The following is a 23,757-nucleotide window of genomic DNA, read 5'->3' on the forward strand; positions in this document are numbered from 1 at the left end:
TCCTGATGGGGGGCGGGGTGCGGCGTGAGGTCAGCCGCGAGCCATGGTCATGGCGAGGTCGAAGCTCAGATCCGGTGTGGTGCGGTAGTTGGCGTGCACCGAGGCGGCGAGCACGTTCGTGCCCTTCACCAGCAGGCGGGCGGGAACGACGAACGAGACGCGGCGTGCCGAGGCGCCCCGAGCAGCCGCCGACGCCGAGGCGAACGTGTTCTGGCCGATCGCGCCGCCCGGCATGCGCGCCCGGCCGAGCTCGACGCCGTTGAGATACACGACCACGCCGTCGTCGGCGATCACCGTGACCGTGCCGTCTCGCACGGTGGCGGGGTGGGTGACGGTGAACTCGTGGCGGAACTGGGCGCTGATCGGCGAGGTCGACTGATGGCCGGGATCGATGTCGGTCGCGACGCGCGCACCCCGGCCGAGCAGCGCCGCGCCCGTCGCCCATCCCGAGGCGTCGAAGCCGAGCGTGTTCCATCCGGCGGGGAGGGCGGCGTTCGTGTACCGCCATGACCACGCGGAACCGTTCGCGATCGCGATGGGCGCGTCCGCCGTGGTGCTGGCCTGAAGGGTCGCCGCGGTCGAGGCCTGTCCGTCGGCCGCGACGGCGACCACGGTGTAGCGGTGTCCCGCCGAGGCGGCGAGGTCTCCGTCGGAGAACGCGACGGTCGGCGCGGCGACGATGCCCACCTGCTTCCCGTCACGGCGGATCACGTACGACGCCGGGGCCGTGCCCCCGGCCGGGGCGCGCCACGTGAGGGCGATCGTGTCGGCGGTGCTCGTCGCGGACAGGCCGGCGACGGGCTGCGGTGGGGCAGCGCGCTCGCCGATGAGGGCCAGGTCGAATCCGAGGGCGGGCCGTGCACGGTCGGCGGTGTGCACCGAGACGGCGAGCACGTTCGTGCCCTCGATCAGGGCGTCCGCGGGGATCGGGATCACGACCCTTCCCCCGGCCGCCTCGGGCGGTGAGACGGCCTGCGTCGCGAGCGTGTCCGCGGTGACCTGTCCGTCCGGCATGCGGATGCGTCCGAGTTCGGTGCCGTTGAGTGTGAGCACGGCGCCGTCGTCGGCGATCACGGAGACGCGTGCGTTCGTGACGGTGGCAGCGTTCTGCACCTCGAACGACTTGCGGAACTGCGCGCTCAGCGGTCGCCCGCCCCCACGGCTGAGCGTGGTGGCTGCACCCCGCACCCCGGCGCCGAACAGTCCGGACCCGGTGTGCCAGGAGGAGTCGTCGAAGCCCGGCGTCGTCCAGTCGGAGGGAGGGGCGGTCGCCGAGGAGCGCCACGCCCAGGTGTCGCGGTCGCCGATGAACGTGAGGTCGGCCGGGGAGGGGGGCTGCACGACGAAGGCCGCGGTGCCCGCCGATCGGTTGCCCGCGGTGTCACGCGCTCTGACCTGGTACGCGGTGGGGTCGGCGGTGATCGGCACGGTGTAGGTCGATGCCGTGGTGGTGGCGACCACACGGTCCCCGCGCAGCACCTCGTAGACGACGTCCGTGGTGTCGGTCGACGCGCCCCAGGTGAGCACGGCCTGCTCGCCGCCCGCGACCGGGGTGGAGGTGATCGGCCCCGGTGTGGTGGGCGGCGTGCTGTCCCCCGGGGCGAACCGGGCGAAGCCACCCGACCACTGCGTCGATCCGCCGGCGCGGACCGAGCGGTCGAGGTCACCGCCGACCCACAGCGCTCCCGCGCTGTCGACGAAGCTGCGCTGCACGCCGAGGTGACCCGCGAAGCCGAGCCGCGGCGCCCAGTCGGGGAGGAAGACGCCGGTAGCCCCATCCCAGGCGCCCAGGCCGTCGAGGCGATCGACCTGGAGCGCCCTCGCCCGCATCTTGCGCGTCTTCCGCTTCAGCGTCTCACCCTGGTACTGGTAGGTGTAGCGCCCGCACGCGCAGCCGCCGATCACCACCGTTCCGGCGGCGAGGATGCTCCGGATGTCGGAGCCGCCCGAGGCCGTCGACCCGGTGAGCACGCGAAAGGTGGCGTGGTCGTACGCGGCGATCGAGCGGCGCGTGGAACCGAGGTAGACGCGCCCGCCCGTCTCCACCACGGCGCGTGCAGGGACTCCGGTCGCGCTGAACGCCGGTGCCCACAGGGGAGACACCGGAGCGGCACCCGGCGCGGTCGTCAGCGCCGCCGCGCTCCGGGTCGGGGTGGTGCGCGTCGCCGTGAAGTACCCGGCGACGTAGGCGCGGTCGCCGAGGTCGGACGCGTCGATCGCCAGCGCGGTGCCGTTCAGACCGGGGTTCCACTCCGGGTCGGGGAGACCGGTGGCGAGGTCGATCCGTCCGCCGTTGTGCGCGGGCGTCGCGGCGTCGGCGTCCGCGGCGGACAGGTGGGTGAACGACCCTGCGAGGTAGAGCTCGTCGCCGTGCACGTCGAGGCCGAGCACCGCCGGTGTGCGCGCGGTCTCGCGCTGCTCCACCGTCACCTGGGGGCCGGCCAGGCGGCCGGTGCTCGGGTCGAGCAGGGCGAGCCCCGGTTGCGGCGCGCCGTCGACGGTCGTGAACCGGCCGCCGATCGCCAGGCGACCGTCGGGCAGGGTGGTCATGGCGGTCACCTCGCCGTCCAGGTCCGGTCGGAATCGCGGGAGCCATTCGCCCGTCGTCACATCGAAGGCCGCGAGGTACGGCTGCTCCGCACGACCGATCCCCGACTCGGTGCGCTGCACGTACCGGAAGTCGCCGCCGACGAACACGCTCGCGCCCGCCTGCCCGAAGGCGCGCACGGCGGCACTCCGGTCCTCGTCCTCCGCCGACTGGGCCACACCCCACTGCGTCTTCATCGCGGTGCTGCGGGGGAGGGCGCGCACGGCTGCGGCGGGCGTGCCGGTGACGGGTGCCGTCGGGAACGAGAGATCGGACAGCCGGAGCTTCGGGCGGACGAAGACCTGCGCGAACGGGATCGCGTAGCCCTCGCCCGCCGGAGCCCACAGGTACGACGAGCTGTCGCCGGTTCCGGTCACCGTGCGGCCGTACGCCCACCCCGCCTTCTTCTTGTGCGTCGAGCGGCGGACGAACGACGAGACATGCCACCCGTCACCCTCCCCGAAGGTCCGGGTGCTCCCACCGGTGCCGCTCGTGCCGTCGAACACCCAGTCGCGCACGGGGTTGGCGCCGCCCAGCGCCCAGGTCCAGCGGTCGCGCTGCTGGATGCGGAAGCGCACCTCCTGACCGTAGGTCCCGTCGATCGAGGAGGCGCGGTGCACCCGCACGCCGTCTGCGAGCTTGTCGACCCGGCCCCCGTCGAGGAGGCCGTCCACGGTCTTCGCCGGAAGCTGGATCGGGGTGAAGGCGCCGGGGCCGTCCGGCGTCTCGGCGAGCTGCGTCGGTGCGCCCTGCCCGGCGTAGTCCTCGCTCCACCCCTCGCGGCCACGCCCGATCATCACCCATCCGCCGCCGTACTCCTCCTGAGCGCAGTAGAACTGCTGCGGAGCGACGAGCGTCGGCGTGACCAGCCAGTAGACGCCGTCGTCCGAATCGGGGTCGTTCTGCTTGATCTCCCAGCACGATGCGGCGGCGGTCTCGGCGGTGCGTCCGTCGGGAGCTGCGCTCCCGGTCCCGGCGGCGCGCGCGGAGGGCGCCGACAGGGGTGCGAGCAGAGAGCCGACCAGCGTGGCCGCGGCGGCCAGCGCCACCAGCGTGCGCACAGATCTGTTCCCCCACCGAATCGCGTCGGTTCGCATCGTGTCCTTCCGGAGTGATCCGCGGCGGAGCGCGGGCTCGGCGTCGCTCCCGGTGGGGGTCCCGGGTCGGACGGCGCCTAGGTCGCTGCGTCCGAGCATGCCGCCGGCACGCTCGGAGTCCTGCGCACTCCTCGGTTCATGGCACGAGTGGCGCGCTTCGGGGGCGGACGCCGGTGTCCGCCCCCGAAGGGTCGCGTCGCGTCAGCGCGTGGACGCCGTAGCGGCGCCGGCCGCGTTGGCGGTGATGGCGTCGAGCGCACGACGGAGCGCGGAGCTCGACGTGTGCGCGGTGTACGGGAAGTAGACGACCTCGACGCCGACCTCGGCGAACTCGCGCTCGAGGCGCAGGCCCTTGTCGGTGCCTCGCCAGTCGTCGCCCTTGAAGAAGTGCGTGAACTGCACGTCTCTCCAGGAGTCCATCTTCGAGGGCGTGGTCTCGATGTAGACGTCGTCCACGAACGAGATGTGCTTGACGATCTCTGCGCGCTCGGCGGTCGGGATGACCGGCTCGATGCCCTTGACCTGCCGCAGCATCTCGTCGCTCACGACGCCCGCGATCAGGATGTCGCAGTGCTGCTTGGCATGCCGGAGCAGATTCAGATGCCCCACATGGAAAAGGTCGAATGCTCCGACGGCATAGCCGATACGCGTCCCCATGATCTCCCCAGATCACTAAATCCCCAGTTAAGCGGATCCCCACCCACTTAATGCGACTCCCACAGCCGCGCTGCCAGAGTCTATCAGACGCGGGTTTCCCCGCCCATAGGTCGGCGTGAAACGATGGAGCGCGCAGGCGCGGTGCCTGCCGAGCGAAGGGGACTCGAGTGGGGCCAGCCGTCACGGTCATCGTGCCGACGTTCAACGAGCGCGACAACGTCGCCGAGCTCGTGGCGCGCACGGCGGCGGCGCTTGCCGGGCGGCAGGCGGAGATCCTGTTCGTGGACGACAGCTCGGACGACACCGTCGCAGAGGTCGAACGCGTGGCCGTCGACGCGCCGCTCCCGGTGCGGGTGATCCATCGCGCCGAGAACACCGGCGGGCTCGGCGGTGCCGTCGTGCTCGGGTTGCACGCCGCAGCCGCTGACCTCTGCATCGTGATGGATGGCGACCTCCAGCACCCGCCCGAGCTGCTGCCCGCGCTCCTCGACCGGCACGCCGAGGGCGGGGCGGACGTGGTCGCGGCATCGCGCTACATCGGCGGCGGCGACACCAGCGGCCTCGGCACGGCGCTGCGCTTCGGGGTGTCCCGCGCGGCCACGTGGCTGACCAGGGCCATGTTCCCCATCCGGCTGGCCCGCAGCACCGACCCCATGACGGGCTTCTTCCTCGTGGACCGGTCGCGCCTCGACCTCGACGGCTTGAAGCCGCAGGGGTTCAAGATCCTGCTGGAGATCCTGGCGCGCAACGACCTGCGCATCGCCGAAGTGCCGATGGAGTTCGCCGAGCGGCGGCACGGGACGTCGAAGGCGAGTATCCGCCAGGGCGCCACGTTCATCGCCCATCTCGCTCGGCTGCGCTTCGGGAAGATGTCGCTCTTCGCGCTGATCGGCGTCATCGGGGCCGTGGCGAACCTCGGCATCATGTGGGCGCTGACGGCCGCGGGCGTGCCGTACGTCTGGGCGGCGATCATCGGCGCCGAGGTCACCATCATCGGCAACTTCCTCTTGCAGGAGCGCTTCGTGTTCGCCGACATGCGCACGGACGCCCGAGCGCTCGGCATCCGCTTCGCGAGCTCCTTCGCGTTCAACAACGTCGAGGCGGCGCTGCGCATCCCCGTCATGGCGCTCATGGTCGAGACCTGGCACATCTCCAGCGTGCTGGCCACGGCCCTGTCGCTGATCGTGGCGTTCTTCGCGCGCTTCCTCTTCCATTCGCTCGTCGTGTACGCGCCGCAGCGTCGCCGTCGTGGCGAGAGCGCGGAGCCCGAGACCGACACCGCGGCGCAGCGCGTGATCCGCGCGATCGACGTCGAGGTGATGAAACCGGGCGAGCTCTGAGGCCGGCGCTCTACCATGGACCTGACCGGCAGGGGGCCGGGCTGCTGGGGGAGTGGTGAAAAGAGCGATCTTCGACGCCAAGACGCGTCTGCTGATGCGGAACGACCGACGCGCCTTCGAGGTGATGGTCCGCAATGAACGTCTGGGGGGCGCGGCCTTCGAGGAGCTGTCGCGGGGCGCGGCGACCCGCATCGCGCTGCACGCGTTCGACTCGTCGCCGTTCTATCGCGAGCTGTACGCGGGGGCGGGGTTCGGTCGGGAGGACGTCGCGGAAGCGGGCAACTTCTCCGCGCTGCCGGTGGTGACCAAGGCCGCGCTGCGCGATGCGGGGGATGCCGTGCTCTCCACGACGGTGCCCTCCTCGCGCGCGCTGGTGTCGCAGACGGGTGGCAGCACCGGGTCGCCGTTGCGGGTGCGCAACGACCAGGCCGCCCCGACCGCGGCGATGTGGTGGCGGATCTACCGCTGGTGGGGCGTGCATCCCGCGGACGACATGGCCTTCATCTATCGACGCCTCCGGCAGGGCAGGGAGGCGCTGGTGTACGCCGCGCAGTGGTGGCCGAGTCGCCACCTGCACCTCGATGCGCGGGCGATCACGGACGACGCGATCGAGACGTTCGTCCGCGACTGGCAGCGGGTGCGTCCGCGGCTGCTCGTCGCCTATGTCGAGGGCGCGACGGCCGTCGCGACGCACCTGGCGCGGACGGGGCGCACGCTGCCCACGTCGGCCGTCTCCGTCACGGCGGCGATGCTGCAGCCGGGGCAGCGCGCCCTGCTCGAGTCGGTGTTCCGTGCTCCCGTGTTCGACACCTACCGCTCGGCGGAGATCCCCTGGATCGCGGCCGAGTGCGAGCAGCACGAGGGACTCCACGTCGCGGGCGATCAGCGCCTGGTGGAGATCGTCGACGACGCGGGGCGTGCGGTGGATGCGGGGACCGAGGGCTCGGTCGTCGTCACGGACTTCAGCAACGAGGTGTTCCCGCTCGTGCGGTACGAGATGGGGGACCGATCACGGCGACTCGACGGCGCGTGCGCGTGCGGGCGGGTCTTCCCCCGGATCGCCCCCGTGCAGGGACGACTGGCCGATGTGGTGCGAACCCCGTCGGGGCGCCGCATCACGGGAGGCCTGAGCGGGCTGTTCCTCGGCGACCCCGGAGCCATCCGGCAGATGCAGGTCGTGCAGGCGGCGGACTACGCGGTCACGATCCGCTACGTCCCGACGACGCCGGGAGGGGCGCGCGATGCCGCCGCGACAGCGGTGCGTGCCCTGCGCACGCTGCTCGATGATGACGCCGTCGCGGTGTCGGCGATGGAGGTCGAGAGCATCGAGAGCCAGGGCGGCAAGGCTCGGCTCGTGATCTCGCACGCTCCCGACGCCCCCTGAGGCGCGTAACGCTCACGGCTCCTGAACAGGACCGAGTACTAGACTTACGCCGTTCTGCGCCCGACGACGTGTCGGGCGCCGCATTGGGGGAGTGCACAAGTGGCAACACACTGGACATTGGAAGACCTCTATCGAGGGGTCATGCAGTCGTGGATGGTCCTGGTGGGGACGATCGTCGCGTTCGCGTTGGTCGGTTTCGGGATCTTCCTGATCTATCCGCAGAAGTACACGGCGGAAGCGCAGCACACGGTCGAGCCGATCAGCGTGCTCTCGACCGGATCGAGCTTCAACACGGTGAACATGGAGACCGAGAAGGTCGTGGCGACCTCGACGGCCGTGCTCAAGCGCGCCGTGGAAGACCTCGACGACACGTCGATCGAGGCGCTGCGCAACAACACCGTGATCGACGTGCCGCGGAACTCGCAGGTGCTGAGCTTCCAGGTGACCGCGAACACGCCGCAGGAGGCGGCCGACCGGGCGAACGCGCTCGCTGAGGCGTACGGTGCTCAGCGCACCGACAACGCGCGTGCCGTCGTCGAGCAGACCACGGCGGAGTTGGGGGACTCCATCGCGCAGCTGCAGGCCGTCGTCGACTCGCAGCCCATCGACAGCAGCGAGCGGGCTGCCACGCAGCTCCAGCTGCAGGGTCTGCTCGACCAGCAGGCGCGGATCACCGCGACGCCGTTCTACTCGGGCACGCTCGTGACGCCGGCCGATCCGCCGCAGAAGTCGAACCGGCCCTCGGTGCTGGTCTTCATCGCCGCGGGTCTCTTCCTCGGCATCCTCGTCGGCGCCATCGCTGCGCTCATCGTGTCGCGCGTGCGCAACGGACCGGGCGCCAGCTACAAGCGCAGTGTCGCTGACGAGGTCGACGCCGACGATGCCGACGACACCGAAGAGGTGCCGGAGCACGACGACGTCGCCCTCGATGAGGACGACCGGCTGCTGGAGCCGGAAGACGCGGGGCTGCCGGTCTCGCGTCCGATCGGAGCTCCGAAACGCGGGCACACGACCTCGCGGCGCTGAAACGCCACCAGAAGACGAAGAGGGCACCGGGTCATGACGACCCGGTGCCCTCTTCGCTTGTCCCGTCAGCCGGCGTAGCTCCAGACCCGCACGTAGTCGACCTGGAAGTCGAGGTTCTGGGTCGCCGCCTTGTCGGCCGGGTTGGGGAGGCCCCAGTAGGTCGTCGACGGACCCACGTGGAGGTTCAACCGCATGTGCAGCGGTGAGCCGAAGTAGTTCGGGTTCCACAGGTTCGGGTGGGTCGCGGGGGTCGCGCGCAGCAGCTGCTTCCCGTCGACGATCACGGCCGCGTACGTCGGCGTGAACTCGAACGCGTACGTGTGGAAGTCCTTCCACACCGGTGTCGCGGCGCCGTAGTCGGCGTGATGCCAGATGTAGCGCTGGTTGGCCGAGGGCGTCGAGGTGTGCGTGTGGACCGTCGTCGTGGCGGTGTCGATCCGCTGGTCGCGGACCGCGGCGTCGTCGTAGCCCCACGCCTCCATGATGTCGATCTCTCCGGACTGGTTGTTGCGCAGCCAGAAGGCGGCCAGCGAACCGAACGTGTTCGGGCCGCTCGGCGTCTTGGCGCGGATCTCCCACCGACCGTACTGCTGGCTCATGCTGACGTCATCCGACTGGAGGCGGCGCTGGTCCAGGTATCCGGTGTTGTGCCAGAGCTCGCGGGGGCCGCTCTGCGTGGAGGGGCGGATCGCGGGGGTGGTCCGCCAATCGGCGCGGATGTGGAGGACGCCGCTCCCGTCCACCGACACCTGGTCGCGGGAGGGGACGGCCGCGTCGAAGAGGAGGCCGAGGTCGTCCTGGCCGCGGACGTTCCACTTCGCGGGGTCGACCGCGGGGCTGCCGGAGGAGTCGCGGTAGGTGAACTCGTCACGCCAGGTGGGGGCGCCCCAGCCCGGGACACTGCCGTCCGATGCGGGAGGCGTCGTCGGCTTCTGCGGCTGCGCCGGCGGGGTGGTCGGCTTCGGCGTCGGGCTCGGTGTTGTCGTGGGAGTCGGCGTCGGAGTCGGCGTGGGCTTCGGCGGCGGTGTCACGGCCGGCTTGTCCTCGCGCACGAGGTGGGCGTCGAAGCTGATGTTGTGGGTCTCTCGCCAGTTGGAGAGCACCTGCACGGCGATGGTGTTGGTGCCGGTGCGGAACAGTCGGCTCGGGATGGAGAACGAGACCGGGTTCTTGCGGGCGGCGGTGGACGACGGAGCGGCGGTCGCGTAGCTCTTGTCGGTGATGCGCCCGGTGGGGGCGTTCTTGCGGCCGATCTCGACGCCGTTGATCCAGATGACGATGCCGTCGTCGGCCCACGTGTTCACCCACGCCCATTCCGGCATATCGGAAGTGAGCGTGAAGGTCTTGGTGGCGTACGTGGCGATCGGCTGCTGACCCGACGTGCGGGGGATGAGCGTGCCGATGGTGCCGACACCGGTGCCGGCACCGAGCGGTGCCGTGCCCGTCTTCCAGGTGTTGGCGGCCGTCTGCCACCCGGCAGGCGGAGGCGTCGCGGCCCGGTAGTAGGACCACCCCGCGGAGCCGCGGGGGATCACCGAGGTGATCGTGGTGTCAGCGGCCACGGCGGGCCCGCTGGCGACGACGGATGCCCCGACGACCGCGAGCGCGGCGACGAAGGCGAAGAGGATGCGATGGATGGGGGTTCGGGTGTGTGTCTTCAGTTTCATCTCGAGGGGGAGCGAAACGGTGCTGTGCAAACCGGTCGCTCGCACAGCACCGTCCGGGTTGCGGATGCGGGCCGAGCATTCCCCCTCGATGCATCCTGTGGACGGGTGTTGTCCGCCTACTATACGGCGTCGCTCCCCCAAAGCTCCCTGACAATTCCCGTGGTGCTCTCGATCGACGACCGCGACGACGCGCCGAACACGATCGACTCGACGTTCGCGTGGTCGTGGATCCACTCCAGGGCGCGCCGCGGCGGGATGGCCCCGGACGCGAACACCGACATGGCCACGGGGCGGAACGGGCGCTCACGCAGAGCCTGCTCGTACGCCTCGATGCCGCCGGACATCCGGAAGCCGATCTCGTTGATGTTCGCGCACACGATCGGGTTCTTCACTCCGACGCGGTCGAGCGTGTCGAGCAGCATCGGCAGGTTCATCGTGATGAAGCCGGGCTCCGCGTTGTAGCGCTCGCGCACGTGACGATCGAAGATCGCGAAGGCCTCGTCGAAGCCGAGTCCCAGCATCAGGTCGACCACGACGTTCTGGAGGAAGACCACTGGGGTGTTGAGGCCCTGGAACATCTTCATCTCCGCGTCGACGAGCAGCGTGATGATGCCCTCGATGTCCTTCTTCATGAACGACTTGCCGCCGCGCACCGCCGCGTTGAGCAGACCCTCCTCCGGGAGGAACTGCTTCAGCGCGCCGAGCATGCCGTTGTCGGTCACCGCGTTGGCGTACTTGTGCGCGTAGGGCATGCACGGGTAGAAGCGGTAGTCGGCGTACCGCTGCGGGTTCGCGCGCATGTGATCGCAGACCTCGGCGATGCGCTCGTGCGTGGTGCACATGAGGGTGCGGATGCCGTTGTCGAGGGCGATGTCGACCACGTCGATGATCGCCTGGGTGTCCTGGAAGCGGATGGCCTGCGCCCGCGCCTTCTCCTCCGACATGTGGTTGATGCCGAAGAACTGGTTGTCGCCCAGCAGCAGCCGGTCCATGGTCGTCGTCGTCATCTCGCTCATGCCTTCCTCCCGCGTCCGAACAGTCCGCGTTTCGCCGCGGGTGCCGCGGCGACCACGGCAGGTGCCGGTGCGGACTCCGCAGCGGCAGCGGAATCCTGCAGGATCCACTCGATGACGCGGTCCGTCTCGGCCGCTCCGGCGAAGCCGTTCTCCCGCGCCTCCGTCTCGCCCGCCGCGATGGCGTCGACGAACGATGCCAGCTGCGCGCTGTACTCCTCGCCCCGGAGGTAGAAGGCGACCTGCTCGGTGAGGTCGGTCGTGTAGGAGATGTTCCACCCCGCACGGTAGCCCGCCGGGATCGTCGCCCCCTCGCGGAGGTAGACGCGCAACTCCTGGCGGTCGGCGATGATGCGGCCCTGCGAGCCGGAGATCGTGACCGAGGTCGACATCTTCCGGAAGGACTCGTCGGACCAGTTGACCGAGAGCTGCACGCTCAGGCCGTCGGGGTAGTCGAGCGTGGAATAGACCTCGTCGTCGATGTCGGCGGAGAAGATGCTGTTCAGCACCGATCCGCGGACGCGCTCCGGCGTGCCCAGGTACCAGTTGACGAGGTTGAGCGGATGTGCCGCGTAGTCGTAGACGCACCCGCCTCCCGTCGACCGCTTGGTGCGCCAGGTCGAGCCCTTCGGCTTGAGCACGACGGGCCCGTAGGCCTCGGCCAGGACGTGCGTCACACGACCGAGCGCTCCGGCGTCGAGCAGGCGCTTGACCTCCTGGAACGTCGCGATGAAGCGGTTGTGGAAGCCCACCTGTGCGATGAGCCCCCGCTCGGCGGCCAACGCGGCGAGCTCGAGCGATTCGGCCGCGCTCAGCGTGAGCGGCTTCTCGCAGAAGACGTGCACACCGCGCTCGAGCGCGCTGCGGACGAGTGCAGCGTGCGAGGCGTTCGGCGTGGCGATGATCACCGCCTCCGGTGCCGCGTCGTCGAGCATCTTGTCGAGCGTCGAGTACGTCGGCGCCCCCGTGTACTTGTTCAGCACGTCGAGCAGGTAGTCCGTGGCGTCGACGACGCCCACCAGCTCCACGTTGTGCAGAGCCCGGACGATGGACAGATGGGAGAGCCCCATCTTCCCCACGCCGACGACTCCGACCCGAACACGTCGTGTGTCAGTGTTTTCTGGCACGACGAAATCCCCTTCCCCAGTTGGTTTCCCCTTCAGAAGCGCCTCTCCCCGTAGAGACGCCAGCCGCTATACTAACCCGAAGTCCGCGCTGATGGCAGTGCGAACTTCGCGCCGGGATGGGGCCCGGTGCATCTCAGGGGATTCCGACGCACGCCGACGGCGTGGGTCGGACGCGTCACACAAGGGGAGTGACCATGCAGTTGGATGTTTCTGTCGTCCTGCCGACACACAACCGACCGGAGCTGATGAAGCTCGGCGTCGAGAGCGTGCTCGCGCAGAAGACCTCGGCCACGGGAGAGGTCGTCATCGTGTTCGACGCCTGCCCGATCGAGGTGCCGGACGTCGAGGTGCCGGAAGGGTGGACGGTGCGCGGCATCTCGAACACCCGCACCCGCGGACTCGCCGGCGCGCGCAACTCGGGGATCCTGGCCGCGGAGGGGCGGCTGGTGGCCTTCCTCGACGACGACGACGAGTGGCTGCCCGGCAAGCTCGCCGCGCAGCTGCGCCGCTTCGAGGAGAAGCCGGAGGCGATCATCGTCGGCACCGCCATGGTCGTCGACGACGGCACCAACCGCATCGTCCGCCGTGTGCCATCCGATGACCTCACTCACGAGGACTTCCTGCGCAACCGCAACCCCGGCCTGCACTCGTCGAGCCTGATGTTCCGGCGCGAGGTGCTCCTGGGCGAGCTCGGACTGATCGACGAGGAGCTTCCGCGCAGCTACGGCGAGGACTACGACATCCTGTTGCGCGGTTCCTCCCTCGGGCTCGTGACCGTGGTGAACGAGCCGCTGGTGCGCGTGCTGTGGACGGGGCAGTCGTACTACTTCGGGAAGTGGGCCGCGTACGCCGAGGCCCTGCAGTACCTCCTGCGCAAGCACCCCGACTTCGCGACCATCCCCGCGGCCCTCGGTCGCATCGAGGCCCAGGTCGCGTTCTCCCTGGCCTCGGCCGGGCAGGGCAAGGAGGCCCGCTCGTGGGCCTGGCGCGCGCTCCGCCACAACCCGAAGCAGGTCAAGGCGGCGCTCGCGATCGCCATCTCGTGGAAGCTCGTGACACCGCAGGCGATCACGAAGGTCGTCCAGAAGCTCGGCCGGGGGATCTGACGCCATGAAGATCCTCATCGCCTGTTCCTCCGGCGGGCATCTCACCCAGGCTCTGGCGCTGCGGGACTGGTGGGGCGAGCACGAGCGGTGCTGGGCCACGTTCCCGGTGGAGGATGCGCGCTCGCGCCTCGCCGACGAGAAGGTGTACGAGATCCACTACCCGACCGTGCGGAACGTGCCGAATCTGCTGCGCAACTTCGGTCTCGCCCGACGCGTGCTGGCCGAGGAGCGGCCCGACATCGTGTTCTCGACCGGCGCGGCCATCGCCCTGCCGTTCTTCACCCAGGCGCGGTTCTTCGGGGCGCGGACGGTGTACCTGGAGCCCGTCGATCGCATCACCTCACCCGGCCTCAGCGGGCGACTCGTCTACCCGTTCGCGGACGAGTTCCTCGTGCAGTGGGAGCGGATGCGCCGGTTCTACCCCGGGTCGCGCAACGTGGGGGTCGTGCTGTGAGCGCGCCGCTGGTCGTCGTCTCCGCCGGCACGTACCACCTGCCCTTCGACCGGCTCTCGCAGTGGGTGGAGGAGTGGCTGCACCGGAACCCCGGCGTGCGCCTCGTGATGCAGCACGGCCCGTCCGCTCCGGTCGACGGCGCCGAGAACGTCGAGATCCTGCCCTACACCGAACTCCTGACGCTGTGCCGGGAGGCCGACGCGGTCGTGCTCCAGGGCGGCGCCGGCGGCGTGATGGACATGCGTGCCCTCGGCATCGTGCCGATCGTCGTGCCGCGCGTGCCCGGAGACGGCGAGGTGGTCGACGATCACCAGCTCGTGTTCAGCGCGGAGATGGCCGAGCTCGGGATCATCCGGCGCGCCCTGTCCTCCGCTGAACTCGCCGCCCAGCTCGACCGTGCGCTCTCCGGCGGCGCGGAAGCCCCCGGGACGATCGCCACGCCGGGGGCGGACACCGTGCGCGCCCTGCTCGAGCAGCCGGTCCGCCGCGCGCCGTGGTTCGCCTTCGTCCCGCGCCTGTTCCGCAGCGGGGCTGCGATCATCGCGACCAAGCTGCGGCGCTGACGCTCGGGCGCCGGACTCCCGTCAGGCCCAGCGGCCGAGGAACGGGATCCGGCGCCACAGCGTCTCGATGTGCAGGGCGTGCCGGAACAGCCACAGCACGGCGGCGTACACCGCGCACAGCACGACACCGGCCACCAGCAGCACGAGCAGACTCGACCCCGCGAACCACGTGAACAGGAGTCCGCCCCCGCCGAAGATCAAGACGGGCGGCAGCATCGGCACGAGCAGCTTCGAGGGCTGCAGGTCCACATGCATCAGGCGGTGCACCTGCACGGCGGCGATGAGGTTGTCGGCCAGCATCACGATGACCCAGGTGATCGCGGCACCCCAGACCCCCAGGAGCGGCACGAGGGCGAGGTTGCCTCCGATGCTCACAGCCAGCGCGATCGCCTTGTTGTACATCTGCCACGTGCTCTTCCCGCCCTGCAGGAGGATGCTCTGCAGCATGCCGCACGCGGTCTGGAACATCATCGCCAGAGCCAGCAGCACCATGGGACCCCAGCCGGAGCGGAACTCCGAGCCGAAGATACCGAGGACCGCGGGACCCATCGAGATGAGCAGCATGTAGAACGGCCAGTTCATCAGGATCATCGCCCGCACGACCTTGGTGTGCAGCCGTGTGGACTCGGCGTAGTTCTCGCGGGCAAGGAGAGCGGAGATCGTCGGGGACACCGCCACGCGCATCGCCTTGTCGACCACGCCGCCCGCGCGCACGGCACGGGTGATGACCGCGTACACGCCCGCGGCGGAGGGCGAGGCGAGGGCGGCGATGATGAGCACGTCCGACCACTCGAGCGCGGTCTCCAGGCCAGAGCTCACCGTGCGCGGGGCGTTGAACCGCCAGAACTCGCCCATCGTGGGTCGCGTGCCCGGCGTGCTCTCCCGGCGACGGCGGAAGTCGCGCACGAACGGCGCCGCGATCACCACGAGCGTCACGACCAGCCAGAACGGCTGCGGCAGCAGCCACGCCTCGAACGCTCCCCACGCGCCGACCCCGGCGACCGAGACCGCGAGCAGCACGGTCAGCAGCCGGCTGGCCGGGAGCAGGATGCTCTGCAGCAGCGTGAAGGCAGTGACGCCCCGAAGCATGCGCGCCGCGATCTGCAGGACGCCGATCAGGGCGCCCACCACGACATACGGCACCATCGCACGCATCAGATCGGCCATCGCCGCTGCGTCGCGCGGCGCGGCCAGCCACTCTCCGAGCGCATCCGCCAGCAGCCAGATCGCGAGCGACACGAGACCGGAAACCACCGCGACCGGGCCGACCGCGAACATCACGATGCGCCACTCCGCCCCGGCGCGGTGGAAGGCGCGCTGCTCGGCGATGTAGCGGACGATGCCGCTGTTGGTCCCGAGCCGGAGCACCTGGGTGAGGATCGTGAAGATCCCCATGGCCTGGAAGAACAGACCGGTCCCGTCGGCACCGAGGGTGTTACCGACGATCGCGGTGAGCAGCAGGGCGGCGAGGGCGGCGAAAGCGGAGCCGAACAGGCTGATCAGACCACTCTTCGCCAGCCCCTCACTCTTCATTCGCCGCCTTCGCGAACGGCGTCGGCTGTGGTGTCCAGTACGAGGACTTGCCGAGATACTTCTCCCGCAGCAGCACCGCGAGGGCGATGCCGACGAACACCAGCTGCCTGTCCAGGCCGTAGAAGATCGACAGACCGACCGCCACGACCACACTGGCGTGGATCCACACCGCCGACAGGTTCGGCGCGTCGAACGTGCGCACCGCGCCCATCACGATCATCCCGAGGAACAGGACGAGGCCGACCAGCCCGAAGCAGAACATGGCGTTCCAGATCGCGCCCTGCGTGCCGACGTAGATCTCGCTCCAGGTGCTCGGTCGTGGAGCCCCCCACCCGATGACCGGCGATTGCAGCGTCCGCTCCCAGGTCTCGGCGTAGAGATTGCCGCGCCCCTCGGTCGTGTCGACCGTCTCCTGGCGGGCCACGATGCCGTCGAGGAACCCGGAGAGGAAGAGGATGACGGCCGCGGCGATACCCAGCACCGTGACCCAGAAGAAGGCGAGGAAGCGTCCGCGGATCAGCAGGCAGAACAGGACGTAGACGATCGCGCCCGCGATGCCGAGGAACAGGCCGCGGTTCGTGGTCGCGATCGCCGGCGGGATCGCCGCGACGAGGGCGATCACCAGGAACCACATGGCGCGCGCCGTGCGGTGGCCGATCGCCGTGCCGATCGCGATGGGGGTGAGCACCGCCATCGCCGCTCCCCAGCCGTTCGTGTACGAGAACGGTGCCGACGGGCGGACGAACGGCTCGGCAGCTCCCCACGGCGTCTGGATCTCGGCGAGGGTCGGGAACACGAGCTCCGACACGTAGTCGTTGCTCGAGATCGCGTCCGGCAGCAGCCGACCGATCGTCATGGTCAGCTGCACCTCGGGGAACAGCATCCCCAGGTAGCCACCCACGATGACGAACAGCCAGATGAAGGTCAGCCCGTTGAAGATGCGCTTGGGCGTGAGCGAGCTGCGCGCGTTGACGATGTAGACCATGATGATCGCCAGCGCGAGGAACTGGCTGATGCGTACGCCGAGGCCGACGCCGCGACCGAGCTGATCGATCATGAGCGCCGAGGGGATCATCCACAGCACGAACCCGATCCACGGCAGGATGCCGGGGACGATGAGGATGCGCCGCCGCATGATCAGCAGCGCCACCATGGGCACCGCCATGATCACCGACGCGAAGGGCAGCATCCCGAGGAGCCAGAACAGCGGGTAGCCCCACAGCACGGTCAGCACCGGCCAGGCGGGCAGCGATCTCGGCTCGACCTCCAGGCTGGGGTCTTGACCGGTCGCTGCGATCAGCGAACGGCTCGGTGAAGAGATGAGTGCCATGCGGATGCGTCCAGGTTCAGAGTGCGGTCAGCTGCGTGTACTTGCGGCGGAGCGAGCCGGCGAAGATCAGCACGTGCCAGACGAACAGTGCGGTGTAGAGCACCGCGAACGCGAACGGCAGTCCGATGAACGCCAGGACGACATACGTCGTGGAGGGATCCTGAGGCTGCTTGACGAACGACTCCAGGATGCCACGGCGTCCGTCGTCCGGGGAAGGGGGAGTCTTGGGGAGGAGCTTCTCGGCGAGGAGCTGGGAGAGGAACCAGCCGGACACGAGCACCGAGAACAGGCCGGCGACCAGCACCAACCACGGCCACGCGTCCGTGCGGAGCAGGTGCACCGCGACGGCGATGTGCACGAGCGGGGCCCGCACACCGTCGACCACATGATCGAGCCATTCGCCGGCGGGGCCGCCGCGCTTCTGGATGCGCGCGAGCTGGCCGTCGGCAGAGTCCAGGATGTACCCGATCAGGAGGAGCACGGCCGCGAGCGGCCCCGCCCACCACGCGGTGACGCCGGCCAGCACGACGACGGCCGCGAGGCCGAACAACGCGCTGACCGCCGTGACCCCGTTGGGGCTGGCGCCCCAGGTGGCGGCGACCACGGCGGCCCTGCCGCCGAGCGGTCGATTGATCCAGCGCAGGTACGCGGGAACGCCCGCCCCCGCTTTCTGTGCGGAGGCGAGCGCTCGACGCGCTTCTGCGTAGGAGATTTTCGTCATTTACGAGGCATGTCCAATGCGAGATCGAAGCTCAGGTCGGGAGTTCCGCGATAGTTGGCGTGCACAGACGCCGCGATCACGTTCGTCCCTTCCACGAGCAGATTGGCGGGCACCGCGAAGGTGACCTTGTTGGCCGCAGCCGTGGTCGCCCGCGGTGCCGCCGTGGCATACGAATTCTGCGTCAGGGTCCCCGCCCCGAGGTTCGCCCGCCCGAGCTCCACCCCGTTGAGGTATACCACGACACCGTCGTCCGCCGTAACCGTGACCGTGCCGTTCGCGACGCTCGCGGCGTCCGTCACCGTGACGGAGTGCCGGAACTGCGCGCTGAGCGGCTTGGTTGCGAGGTTCGTCGGGTCGATGTTCGTCGCCGCCGTCGCGACCCCGCGGGCGAGGACGGCCGAGCCGCTCGCCCACGAGGAGGCGTCGAACGCCACCGCGTTCCAGTCCGCCGGCAGCGGATCGGCCGAGTAGCGCCACGACCAGGCCGAACCGCTCGGCACGCTGACCGGCAGCTCGTTGTCCGACGGCGGAGTCGCCGTCGTCACCTGGACCGTCGCGGGAGTCGACGCGAGACCGCCGATCCCGACCGCGACCACGCTGTAGTCGTACGCCGTGGCGGCGGTCAGGCCGCTCTCGGTGAACGTCGTCGTCGCGGCGTCCGTCGTGCCGACCTGCTGGCCGCCCCGGCTGATCACATAGGACTGCGGGGTGGTGCCGCTCGCGGGAGCGGTCCAGGTGAGCGTGGCGGAATCGAGAGTGGTGGTCCCCGAGAGACCCGTGACCGGGTTCGGAGCCGCCGGTGCCTGGCCGCGCTCCGCCGTGAAGGCGAGGTCGAAGCTCAGGTCCGGAGTGGTGCGGTAGTTCGCGTGCACCGAGGCGGCCAGCACGTTCGTCCCGTCCACGAGCACGCCCTGCGGCACCTCGAACACGACCCGGTTCGCGGCGGCGGTCGTGTGCGACACGACGCCGTTCGCGTAGGAGTTCTGCGTGAGGGTGCCCGCGGGCATCCGCACCCGTCCGAGCTCGACGCCGTTGAGGTACAGCACCACGCCGTCGTTCGCGATGACCGAGATGCTGCCGTTCACGACGCTCAGCGCGTTCGTGACCTGGAACTCGTTGCGGAACTGCGCGCTCAGCGGCTTCGTCGCGAGGTTCGTCGGGTCGATGTTGGTCGTCGCCGATGCCACCCCGCGGGCGAACAGGCCCTTGCCGGTGTTCCACGACGCGTCGTCGAACGCGAGCGTGTTCCAGTCGGACGGCAGCGCGTCGGACGAGTACCGCCACGACCAGGTCGAGCCGTTCTCGATGAACGTGAGCGCCGAGGCCGGTGCGGGCTGCGCGACGTAGGCCGCCGTGCTCGCGGAACGGTTGCCCGCGGCGTCGCGTGCCCGGACGAAGTAGTTCGTCGGGGTCTCCGTGATCGGCACGGTGTAGGTGGCCGACGTCGTCGACGCGATCACCCTGTTGTCGCGCAGCACCTCGTAGGTCACGCCTCCGGTGTCGGTCGAGGCCGCCCAGGTGAGCGTCGCCTCGGTGCCGCCGTTGCCGGGGGTCGCCGTGATCGCGCCCGGCGTCGTGGGAGCGGTGGTGTCGCGCGGGGCGAAGCGGATGTACCCGCCCGACCACTGGTTGACCTCGCCCGCCCTGACCGAGCGGCTGAAGTCGCCGCCCGCCCACAGGACGCCGGTGCTGTCGAAGAACGTGCCCCAGGCGCCGTAGCCGGCGCGAGCCTGCACGACGGGCGACCAGGCGGCCACGAACTTGCCGGTCTGCGCGTCCCACGCACCCATCAGGTTCATCTTGTCGGCCTGCGTCCAGCCGGTGCCCACGTCACTCCACGAGTACGCGTCCTGGTAGACCCAGTGGCCGCAGTGGCAGCCGCCGATCACGAGGTTCGCGTTGTGCTCGACCGTCTGGAAGTCGCCGCCGACCTTCGTGATCGACCCGCTGACGCGCTCGAACGTGTTCCGGTCGTAGGCGAAGAGCGAGTGCTCCGAGCCGCCGAGCCACACCTTCCCACCGGCCTCGGTCACGCCGAGCTGCCAGATGTTGCCGGAGTAGGAGCCGTCCGCGTTGAGCGTGGCCTTGCTGAACTTCGGCACCCACAGCGGGTCGACCAGCGGGGCGCCCGCGGCGGTCTGGATGGCGGCCGCGCTCGGGGTGGACGTGGTCTGCTTCATCTTGAAGTAGCCGGAGAAGTAGGTGCGGTCGCCCTGGTCGGAGGCGTCGACGGCGATCGAGCTGCCGTTGAGGAACGCGTTCCAGTTGGTGTCGGGACGACCCGTCGTCAGGTTGATGCGACCGCCGTTCCAGGTGCTCGCGCTGATGGTGGAGCCGACCGCGGTGAGGTGCGTCATGGCACCGGCGACGTACAGGAAGTCGCCCTGCACGTCGAGGTCGCGCACGTAGGGCACGCTGCCGGTCGCCCGGTGCTCCGCGTTGACCTGCCAGCCCGAGAGCTGCCCGGTCGTGGGGTCGAGGATCGCGATGCCCGCCTGCGGGGTGCCGTTGACCGTGGAGAACTGTCCACCGATCGCGACGCGGCCGTCGGGCAGACCGGCGATGGCCTTGACCTGACCGTTGAGCTGCGGACGGAACGTGGAGACCCACTCGCCCGTGTTCACGTCGAAGGCCGCGAGGTACGGCTGCTCGACCTGACCGGTGCCGCCCTCGTTGCGCTGCACGTAGCGGAAGTTGCCGCCGACGAAGACCTTGCCGGCGACCTCGCCGAACTCGGCCACCTCGGTGTTGAGCTCGCCGCTGCTGCCGTTGGCGAAGCCGGAGACACCCCAGACGGTGGTCATGGCGTTGCTCTCCGGGATGGCCGCGACCGTGGAGGCGGGCGTGCCCGAGGCGGGCACGGCGCCGAAGTCGAGGTTCGCGAGCTTCAGCTGCGGCCGCAGGAAGACCTGCGTGAACGGCCGCGCGTAGCCCTGGCCCGACGGGGCCCACAGGTACGAGGTGGCCGCGGTGCTGCCGCCGATGCTCGAGCCGAACGCCCAGCCGTTGATGTAGTTGTGCGACGCCTGCTCACTGAACACGACGCGGCGCAGCTGGTTGTTGTTGCCGAAGTTGTTGGTCTGACCGCCGGTGCCGGTCGAGCCGTCGAAGTTGTAGTTCTTCACGCGGTGCTCGGCGCCGAAGGTCCACACCCAGCGATCGCGCTGCGTGAACGTGAACCGGCCCTCCTGCCACGTGGTGCCGGCCGTGTTGGTGGCGCGGCGCAGGCGGATGCCGTCGGCCAGCGCGTCGACGCGGCCGTTGTTCAGGAGTCCGTCGACCGTCGCCGCCGGCAGCTGTGCCGGCTGGAACGCGTCGGTGCCGGTCGGGGTGTTGCGGATCTGGGCTGCGGTGCGCAAACCGTTGTACCCCTCCTTCCAGCCTTCGCGGCCTCGGCCGATGAGCACCCAGCCGCCGCCGGACGTGGTCTGGTCGCAGTAGAACTGCTCCGGCGCGACGAGCGCCGGGGTGACCAGCCAGTACACGCCGTCGGTGGACTGCGGGTAGTTCTGCTTGATCTCCCAGCACGACGCGGCGGCGGTCTCCTGAGAGAGGCCGTCCGGCAGTGCCGGGGGTGCGGCGTTCGCCGCGAGCGGGGTGAGCAGTGAGCCCACCAGGACGGCCGCGGCGATCATGGCGCCAGCGGCTGCGCGGGTCGCCTTCACTCTCCGCGCGGGTGCTGCAGTGTTCATGGAGTCCTTCTTCGGGTGTGAGGCTCGCCTGGAGCGACTCGGGGGTGAGTCGCTCCAGGTGCGGGTGAGCCACGTTCGGGTGTTCGAGAGATCGGCGATCCCCCGGGGGGTGTGGGGGAGGTCAGGCTGCGGGGCAGTCCTGAACGTCGGGGATCTCGTGCGACGAGATCTTCCAGGTGTCGTCCTCGAAGACGGCTCCGTAGATGTGGGCCACGGGGTGGCCGGGGTTGTACAGCGAGTCCTTGAGCGAGTTGCCCGCCGCGTCCTTCACGTCGATGTCGGACACGTCGACGCACACCTTGAGGGTGATGGTCGCGGGGGAGGACGCCAGGTCCACCGCCGTCGGGGTGACGCTCGTGACGACCGCCTTGCCCGTCTGCGTGTAGCCCAGGTCCATCTGCTCCCGTGCGTGGGACTGCACCTCGCCGAGCACCCAGCCGGTCGCGACCGCGTCGACGCCGACCGCCGAGCCGTCGCCGCGCTGGCTGACCTCGTCGAGGGCGGCGACCACGGCGTCGGCGGCCGCGGTCGCCCGCTTGACCTCGGCGTCCTGGTCATCGCTCATCGGGCCGTCGACCACCTTCGGGACGGACTTCAGCGGATCTTCGGATGCCGCCTTGTCCTCGTCGCCGTCGTCGACGGGCTTGTGGGTGGACGAGGCCGACGGCGCTCCGCCGTTGTTCGTCACGAGGGCGACGCCAACCCCTGCGGCGCCCAGCGCGAGCAGTGCCACGGCACCGATCGCGATCCATCGTCTGCGGTGCGTCGCGGGCGCCTTCTCGCCCTCGATCACCTGTCCTTCGTCATTCATCAGTAAGCCCCCTTCGGCTGGATCATCACCTTCGCGGTCCGCCACATGATTTGCAGATCATTCATGACCGACCAGTTCTCGACGTACCGCAGGTCGAGGCGCACGCTCTCGTCCCACGACAGGTCGCTGCGCCCGGACACCTGCCACAGGCCCGTGATGCCGGGCTTGATGTACAGGCGGCGGAACACGGTGCCGTCGTACGCCGTGACCTCGCTGGGAAGCGGCGGACGAGGCCCGACGACACTCATGTCGCCGGTGAGGACGTTCCAGAACTGCGGCAGCTCGTCGAGCGACAGCTTGCGCAGCACCTTTCCCACGCGGGTGACGCGGGGGTCGTCCTTCATCTTGAACAGAAGACCGGCGCCGTCGTTCTGCGCCTTGAGGGCGGCGAGCTGCTGCTCGGCGTCGGTCTTCATCGAGCGGAACTTCACCATCTTGAAGCGGCGGCCGTCGCGGCCGACGCGCTCCTGGAAGAAGAACGCGGGTCCGGGCGAGTCGAGCTTGATGAGCGCCATCAGCACCGGGGTGAGGAGGGCGATCGGGATCAGCGCGACCGTCGCGACGAAGATGTCGAGCGCCCGCTTGAGCACGTGCACCCCGCCCTCGTACGTCGGGATCTTCACCTGGATCAGCGGCAGGCCGTCGACCTGACGCAGCGAGATGCGAGGACCGGCGACGTCGGTCAGTCGGCTCGAGAGCACGAGCTCGGCGGCGGTGCCCTCGAGCTGCCAGCTGAGCTGCTTGACGAAGTCGGGGTCCCCATCGGGACGGCTCGCCACGATGATCGTGTCCGCCCCGAGCTGGGCTGCCGCGGCGGCGACGCTGTCGAGATCGCCGACGACCGGGTAGATGCTCTCCCCGATCGCGAACGCGCCGGCCTTGCGATCCACCAGCGTCGTCCCCACGACGTGGTAGCCGTTCTCTGCGCCCTTCTGCAGAGACGTGATCACATACTCGACGTCTTCGGTCGCGCCGACCACCAGGGTGCGCGACGCGTACTGGCCCCGGATCCGGCGGCGCTGCAGCCACCGTCTCCAGGCCCAGCGCGCGCCGAGCAGCCCGAACGTCCCGACAGGGAGCGCGACGAGGAACAGCGGCTGCAGTCCCTCCCACGCCAGCAGGACGCCCGCGATAGCGGTGATGCCGAATGCCAGGCCGCTGGCGTGTGCCACGCGGCGGTATTCCGTGGCCCCGGAACCGAAGATGGCGGCGTCGCGGGTGTTGAGCGCCGACAGCATCAGATACCAGGCGAGGCCGAGCAGAGCAGCGTTGCGCCCCGCCTCGATCGCCACGACGCCGGAGGTCAGCTGGACCGCGACCGTCAGAGCGACGGCGATCAGGATGACAGCCGCATCCGTGATCCGCAGCCGCATCCGATAGTGACGTTCCCACTGCCGACGCCGTTCCAGCGTCGCCGAAGCGCGCGGCGTGGTCGCCGGGCGCGTGGACGACGTGGTGGCCCGCGGAGCGGTGGCCGGAACGAATCCCGTGCGAGAGATGCTCAGAGCATCCTCGACGGACGTCATGCCGAGGCCCCTTGAGCCGTGAATGTACGCAGAATTCCCCAGTGCGACATTGATTTCCCCAGTTTGATATCCCCAGACCGTGAACCCCACGTTCACGGCAGTCGTCTGCGTCCCGACCCCTCG

Annotated in this window: 17 protein-coding genes; 6 read left to right on the forward strand and 11 right to left on the reverse strand. The window is 69.8% G+C overall.

Annotated features, from left to right (window positions below; all coding sequences use genetic code 11):
* Window positions 1-30: 30 nt before the first annotated feature.
* On the reverse strand, window positions 31-3,648 hold the full coding sequence (locus ACWH95_RS07890; RefSeq protein ID WP_454120492.1) for a fibrinogen-like YCDxxxxGGGW domain-containing protein: 3,618 nt from the start codon (window positions 3,646-3,648) through the stop codon (window positions 31-33).
* Between the two features lie 237 nt (window positions 3,649-3,885).
* Window positions 3,886-4,341 carry an adenylyltransferase/cytidyltransferase family protein gene (locus tag ACWH95_RS07895; RefSeq protein ID WP_136029343.1) on the reverse strand — a complete coding sequence of 152 codons (456 nt, stop codon included), beginning with the start codon at window positions 4,339-4,341 and terminating at the stop codon, window positions 3,886-3,888.
* 167 nt (window positions 4,342-4,508) lie between these two features.
* Here ACWH95_RS07895 and ACWH95_RS07900 point away from each other — a divergent pair, with 167 nt between their 5' ends.
* From ACWH95_RS07900 to ACWH95_RS07910, 3 genes are all read left to right on the forward strand, one after another.
* Window positions 4,509-5,681 carry a glycosyltransferase gene (locus ACWH95_RS07900; RefSeq protein WP_136037106.1) on the forward strand — a complete coding sequence of 391 codons (1,173 nt, stop codon included), beginning with the start codon at window positions 4,509-4,511 and terminating at the stop codon, window positions 5,679-5,681.
* 55 nt (window positions 5,682-5,736) lie between these two features.
* Window positions 5,737-7,065 (forward strand): phenylacetate--CoA ligase family protein, encoded by a 1,329-nt coding sequence (locus ACWH95_RS07905; protein WP_168443160.1) that lies wholly within the window; start codon window positions 5,737-5,739, stop codon window positions 7,063-7,065.
* 99 nt (window positions 7,066-7,164) lie between these two features.
* On the forward strand, window positions 7,165-8,091 hold the full coding sequence (locus ACWH95_RS07910) for a YveK family protein (protein WP_136044637.1): 927 nt from the start codon (window positions 7,165-7,167) through the stop codon (window positions 8,089-8,091).
* A 65-nt stretch (window positions 8,092-8,156) separates the two neighbouring features.
* Here ACWH95_RS07910 and ACWH95_RS07915 read toward each other — a convergent pair whose 3' ends face one another.
* The 3 genes from ACWH95_RS07915 to ACWH95_RS07925 all read right to left on the reverse strand — a co-directional run bounded on the left by ACWH95_RS07915 (window position 8,157) and on the right by ACWH95_RS07925 (window position 11,898).
* The gene (locus ACWH95_RS07915) at window positions 8,157-9,758 is read right to left on the reverse strand and encodes a family 16 glycosylhydrolase (protein WP_454120493.1); all 1,602 of its coding nucleotides are present in this window, start codon (window positions 9,756-9,758) and stop codon (window positions 8,157-8,159) included.
* A gap of 119 nt (window positions 9,759-9,877) precedes the next feature.
* Entirely contained in the window at window positions 9,878-10,774 is an 897-nt protein-coding gene (locus ACWH95_RS07920; protein WP_206251847.1) for a hypothetical protein, read from the reverse strand.
* Window positions 10,771-11,898 carry a Gfo/Idh/MocA family protein gene (locus ACWH95_RS07925; protein WP_205814420.1) on the reverse strand — a complete coding sequence of 376 codons (1,128 nt, stop codon included), beginning with the start codon at window positions 11,896-11,898 and terminating at the stop codon, window positions 10,771-10,773. Before ACWH95_RS07925 ends, ACWH95_RS07920 begins: the two co-directional genes overlap by 4 nt.
* 194 nt (window positions 11,899-12,092) lie before the next feature.
* Between ACWH95_RS07925 and ACWH95_RS07930 the strand changes: the two genes are divergently transcribed.
* Genes ACWH95_RS07930 through ACWH95_RS07940 form a run of 3 tightly spaced genes read left to right on the forward strand, consistent with a single transcriptional unit; the run spans window position 12,093 to window position 14,021 of the window.
* A complete protein-coding gene (locus tag ACWH95_RS07930) occupies window positions 12,093-13,004 on the forward strand; it encodes a glycosyltransferase family 2 protein (protein WP_168387168.1) in 912 nt (303 codons plus the stop codon).
* Between the two features lie 4 nt (window positions 13,005-13,008).
* Window positions 13,009-13,458 (forward strand): glycosyltransferase family 28 protein, encoded by a 450-nt coding sequence (locus ACWH95_RS07935; RefSeq protein ID WP_136029358.1) that lies wholly within the window; start codon window positions 13,009-13,011, stop codon window positions 13,456-13,458.
* Window positions 13,455-14,021, forward strand: a complete 567-nt coding sequence (locus tag ACWH95_RS07940; protein WP_247638306.1) for a glycosyltransferase — start codon at window positions 13,455-13,457, stop codon at window positions 14,019-14,021. Before ACWH95_RS07935 ends, ACWH95_RS07940 begins: the two co-directional genes overlap by 4 nt.
* A gap of 21 nt (window positions 14,022-14,042) precedes the next feature.
* Here the strand turns inward: ACWH95_RS07940 and ACWH95_RS07945 are convergent, their stop codons facing one another.
* From ACWH95_RS07945 to ACWH95_RS07970, 6 genes are all read right to left on the reverse strand, one after another.
* Complete coding sequence (locus ACWH95_RS07945) at window positions 14,043-15,554, reverse strand: lipopolysaccharide biosynthesis protein (RefSeq protein ID WP_454120494.1); 1,512 nt, start codon at window positions 15,552-15,554, stop codon at window positions 14,043-14,045.
* Complete coding sequence (locus ACWH95_RS07950) at window positions 15,544-16,884, reverse strand: O-antigen ligase family protein (RefSeq protein ID WP_136029364.1); 1,341 nt, start codon at window positions 16,882-16,884, stop codon at window positions 15,544-15,546. Before ACWH95_RS07950 ends, ACWH95_RS07945 begins: the two co-directional genes overlap by 11 nt.
* Before the next feature lie 16 nt (window positions 16,885-16,900).
* Complete coding sequence (locus ACWH95_RS07955; RefSeq protein WP_247638308.1) at window positions 16,901-17,605, reverse strand: CDP-alcohol phosphatidyltransferase family protein; 705 nt, start codon at window positions 17,603-17,605, stop codon at window positions 16,901-16,903.
* Window positions 17,602-21,297 carry a fibrinogen-like YCDxxxxGGGW domain-containing protein gene (locus tag ACWH95_RS07960; protein ID WP_247638309.1) on the reverse strand — a complete coding sequence of 1,232 codons (3,696 nt, stop codon included), beginning with the start codon at window positions 21,295-21,297 and terminating at the stop codon, window positions 17,602-17,604. The genes ACWH95_RS07955 and ACWH95_RS07960 overlap by 4 nt, the downstream gene beginning before the upstream one ends.
* A gap of 121 nt (window positions 21,298-21,418) precedes the next feature.
* Window positions 21,419-22,108: a hypothetical protein gene (locus ACWH95_RS07965; RefSeq protein WP_136044643.1), complete on the reverse strand. Its 690-nt coding sequence runs from the start codon at window positions 22,106-22,108 to the stop codon at window positions 21,419-21,421.
* Complete coding sequence (locus ACWH95_RS07970; RefSeq protein ID WP_136029372.1) at window positions 22,108-23,634, reverse strand: sugar transferase; 1,527 nt, start codon at window positions 23,632-23,634, stop codon at window positions 22,108-22,110. Before ACWH95_RS07970 ends, ACWH95_RS07965 begins: the two co-directional genes overlap by 1 nt.
* Window positions 23,635-23,757: the final 123 nt, after the last annotated feature.

Source organism: Microbacterium sp. NPDC055502, from assembly GCF_053643635.1.

Excerpts from the sequence above, each read along its gene's own strand:
- ACWH95_RS07895 (WP_136029343.1), bottom strand. The coding sequence starts at position 4,341 with ATGGGGACGCGTATCGGCTATGCCGTCGGAGCATTCGACCTTTTCCAT.
- ACWH95_RS07915 (WP_454120493.1), bottom strand. The coding sequence starts at position 9,758 with ATGAAACTGAAGACACACACCCGAACCCCCATCCATCGCATCCTCTTC.
- ACWH95_RS07920 (WP_206251847.1), bottom strand. The coding sequence starts at position 10,774 with ATGAGCGAGATGACGACGACGACCATGGACCGGCTGCTGCTGGGCGAC.
- ACWH95_RS07930 (WP_168387168.1), top strand. The coding sequence starts at position 12,093 with ATGCAGTTGGATGTTTCTGTCGTCCTGCCGACACACAACCGACCGGAG.
- ACWH95_RS07935 (WP_136029358.1), top strand. The coding sequence starts at position 13,009 with ATGAAGATCCTCATCGCCTGTTCCTCCGGCGGGCATCTCACCCAGGCT.
- ACWH95_RS07945 (WP_454120494.1), bottom strand. The coding sequence starts at position 15,554 with ATGAAGAGTGAGGGGCTGGCGAAGAGTGGTCTGATCAGCCTGTTCGGC.
- ACWH95_RS07950 (WP_136029364.1), bottom strand. The coding sequence starts at position 16,884 with ATGGCACTCATCTCTTCACCGAGCCGTTCGCTGATCGCAGCGACCGGT.
- ACWH95_RS07955 (WP_247638308.1), bottom strand. The coding sequence starts at position 17,605 with ATGACGAAAATCTCCTACGCAGAAGCGCGTCGAGCGCTCGCCTCCGCA.
- ACWH95_RS07960 (WP_247638309.1), bottom strand. The coding sequence starts at position 21,297 with ATGAACACTGCAGCACCCGCGCGGAGAGTGAAGGCGACCCGCGCAGCC.
- ACWH95_RS07965 (WP_136044643.1), bottom strand. The coding sequence starts at position 22,108 with ATGAATGACGAAGGACAGGTGATCGAGGGCGAGAAGGCGCCCGCGACG.
- ACWH95_RS07970 (WP_136029372.1), bottom strand. The coding sequence starts at position 23,634 with ATGACGTCCGTCGAGGATGCTCTGAGCATCTCTCGCACGGGATTCGTT.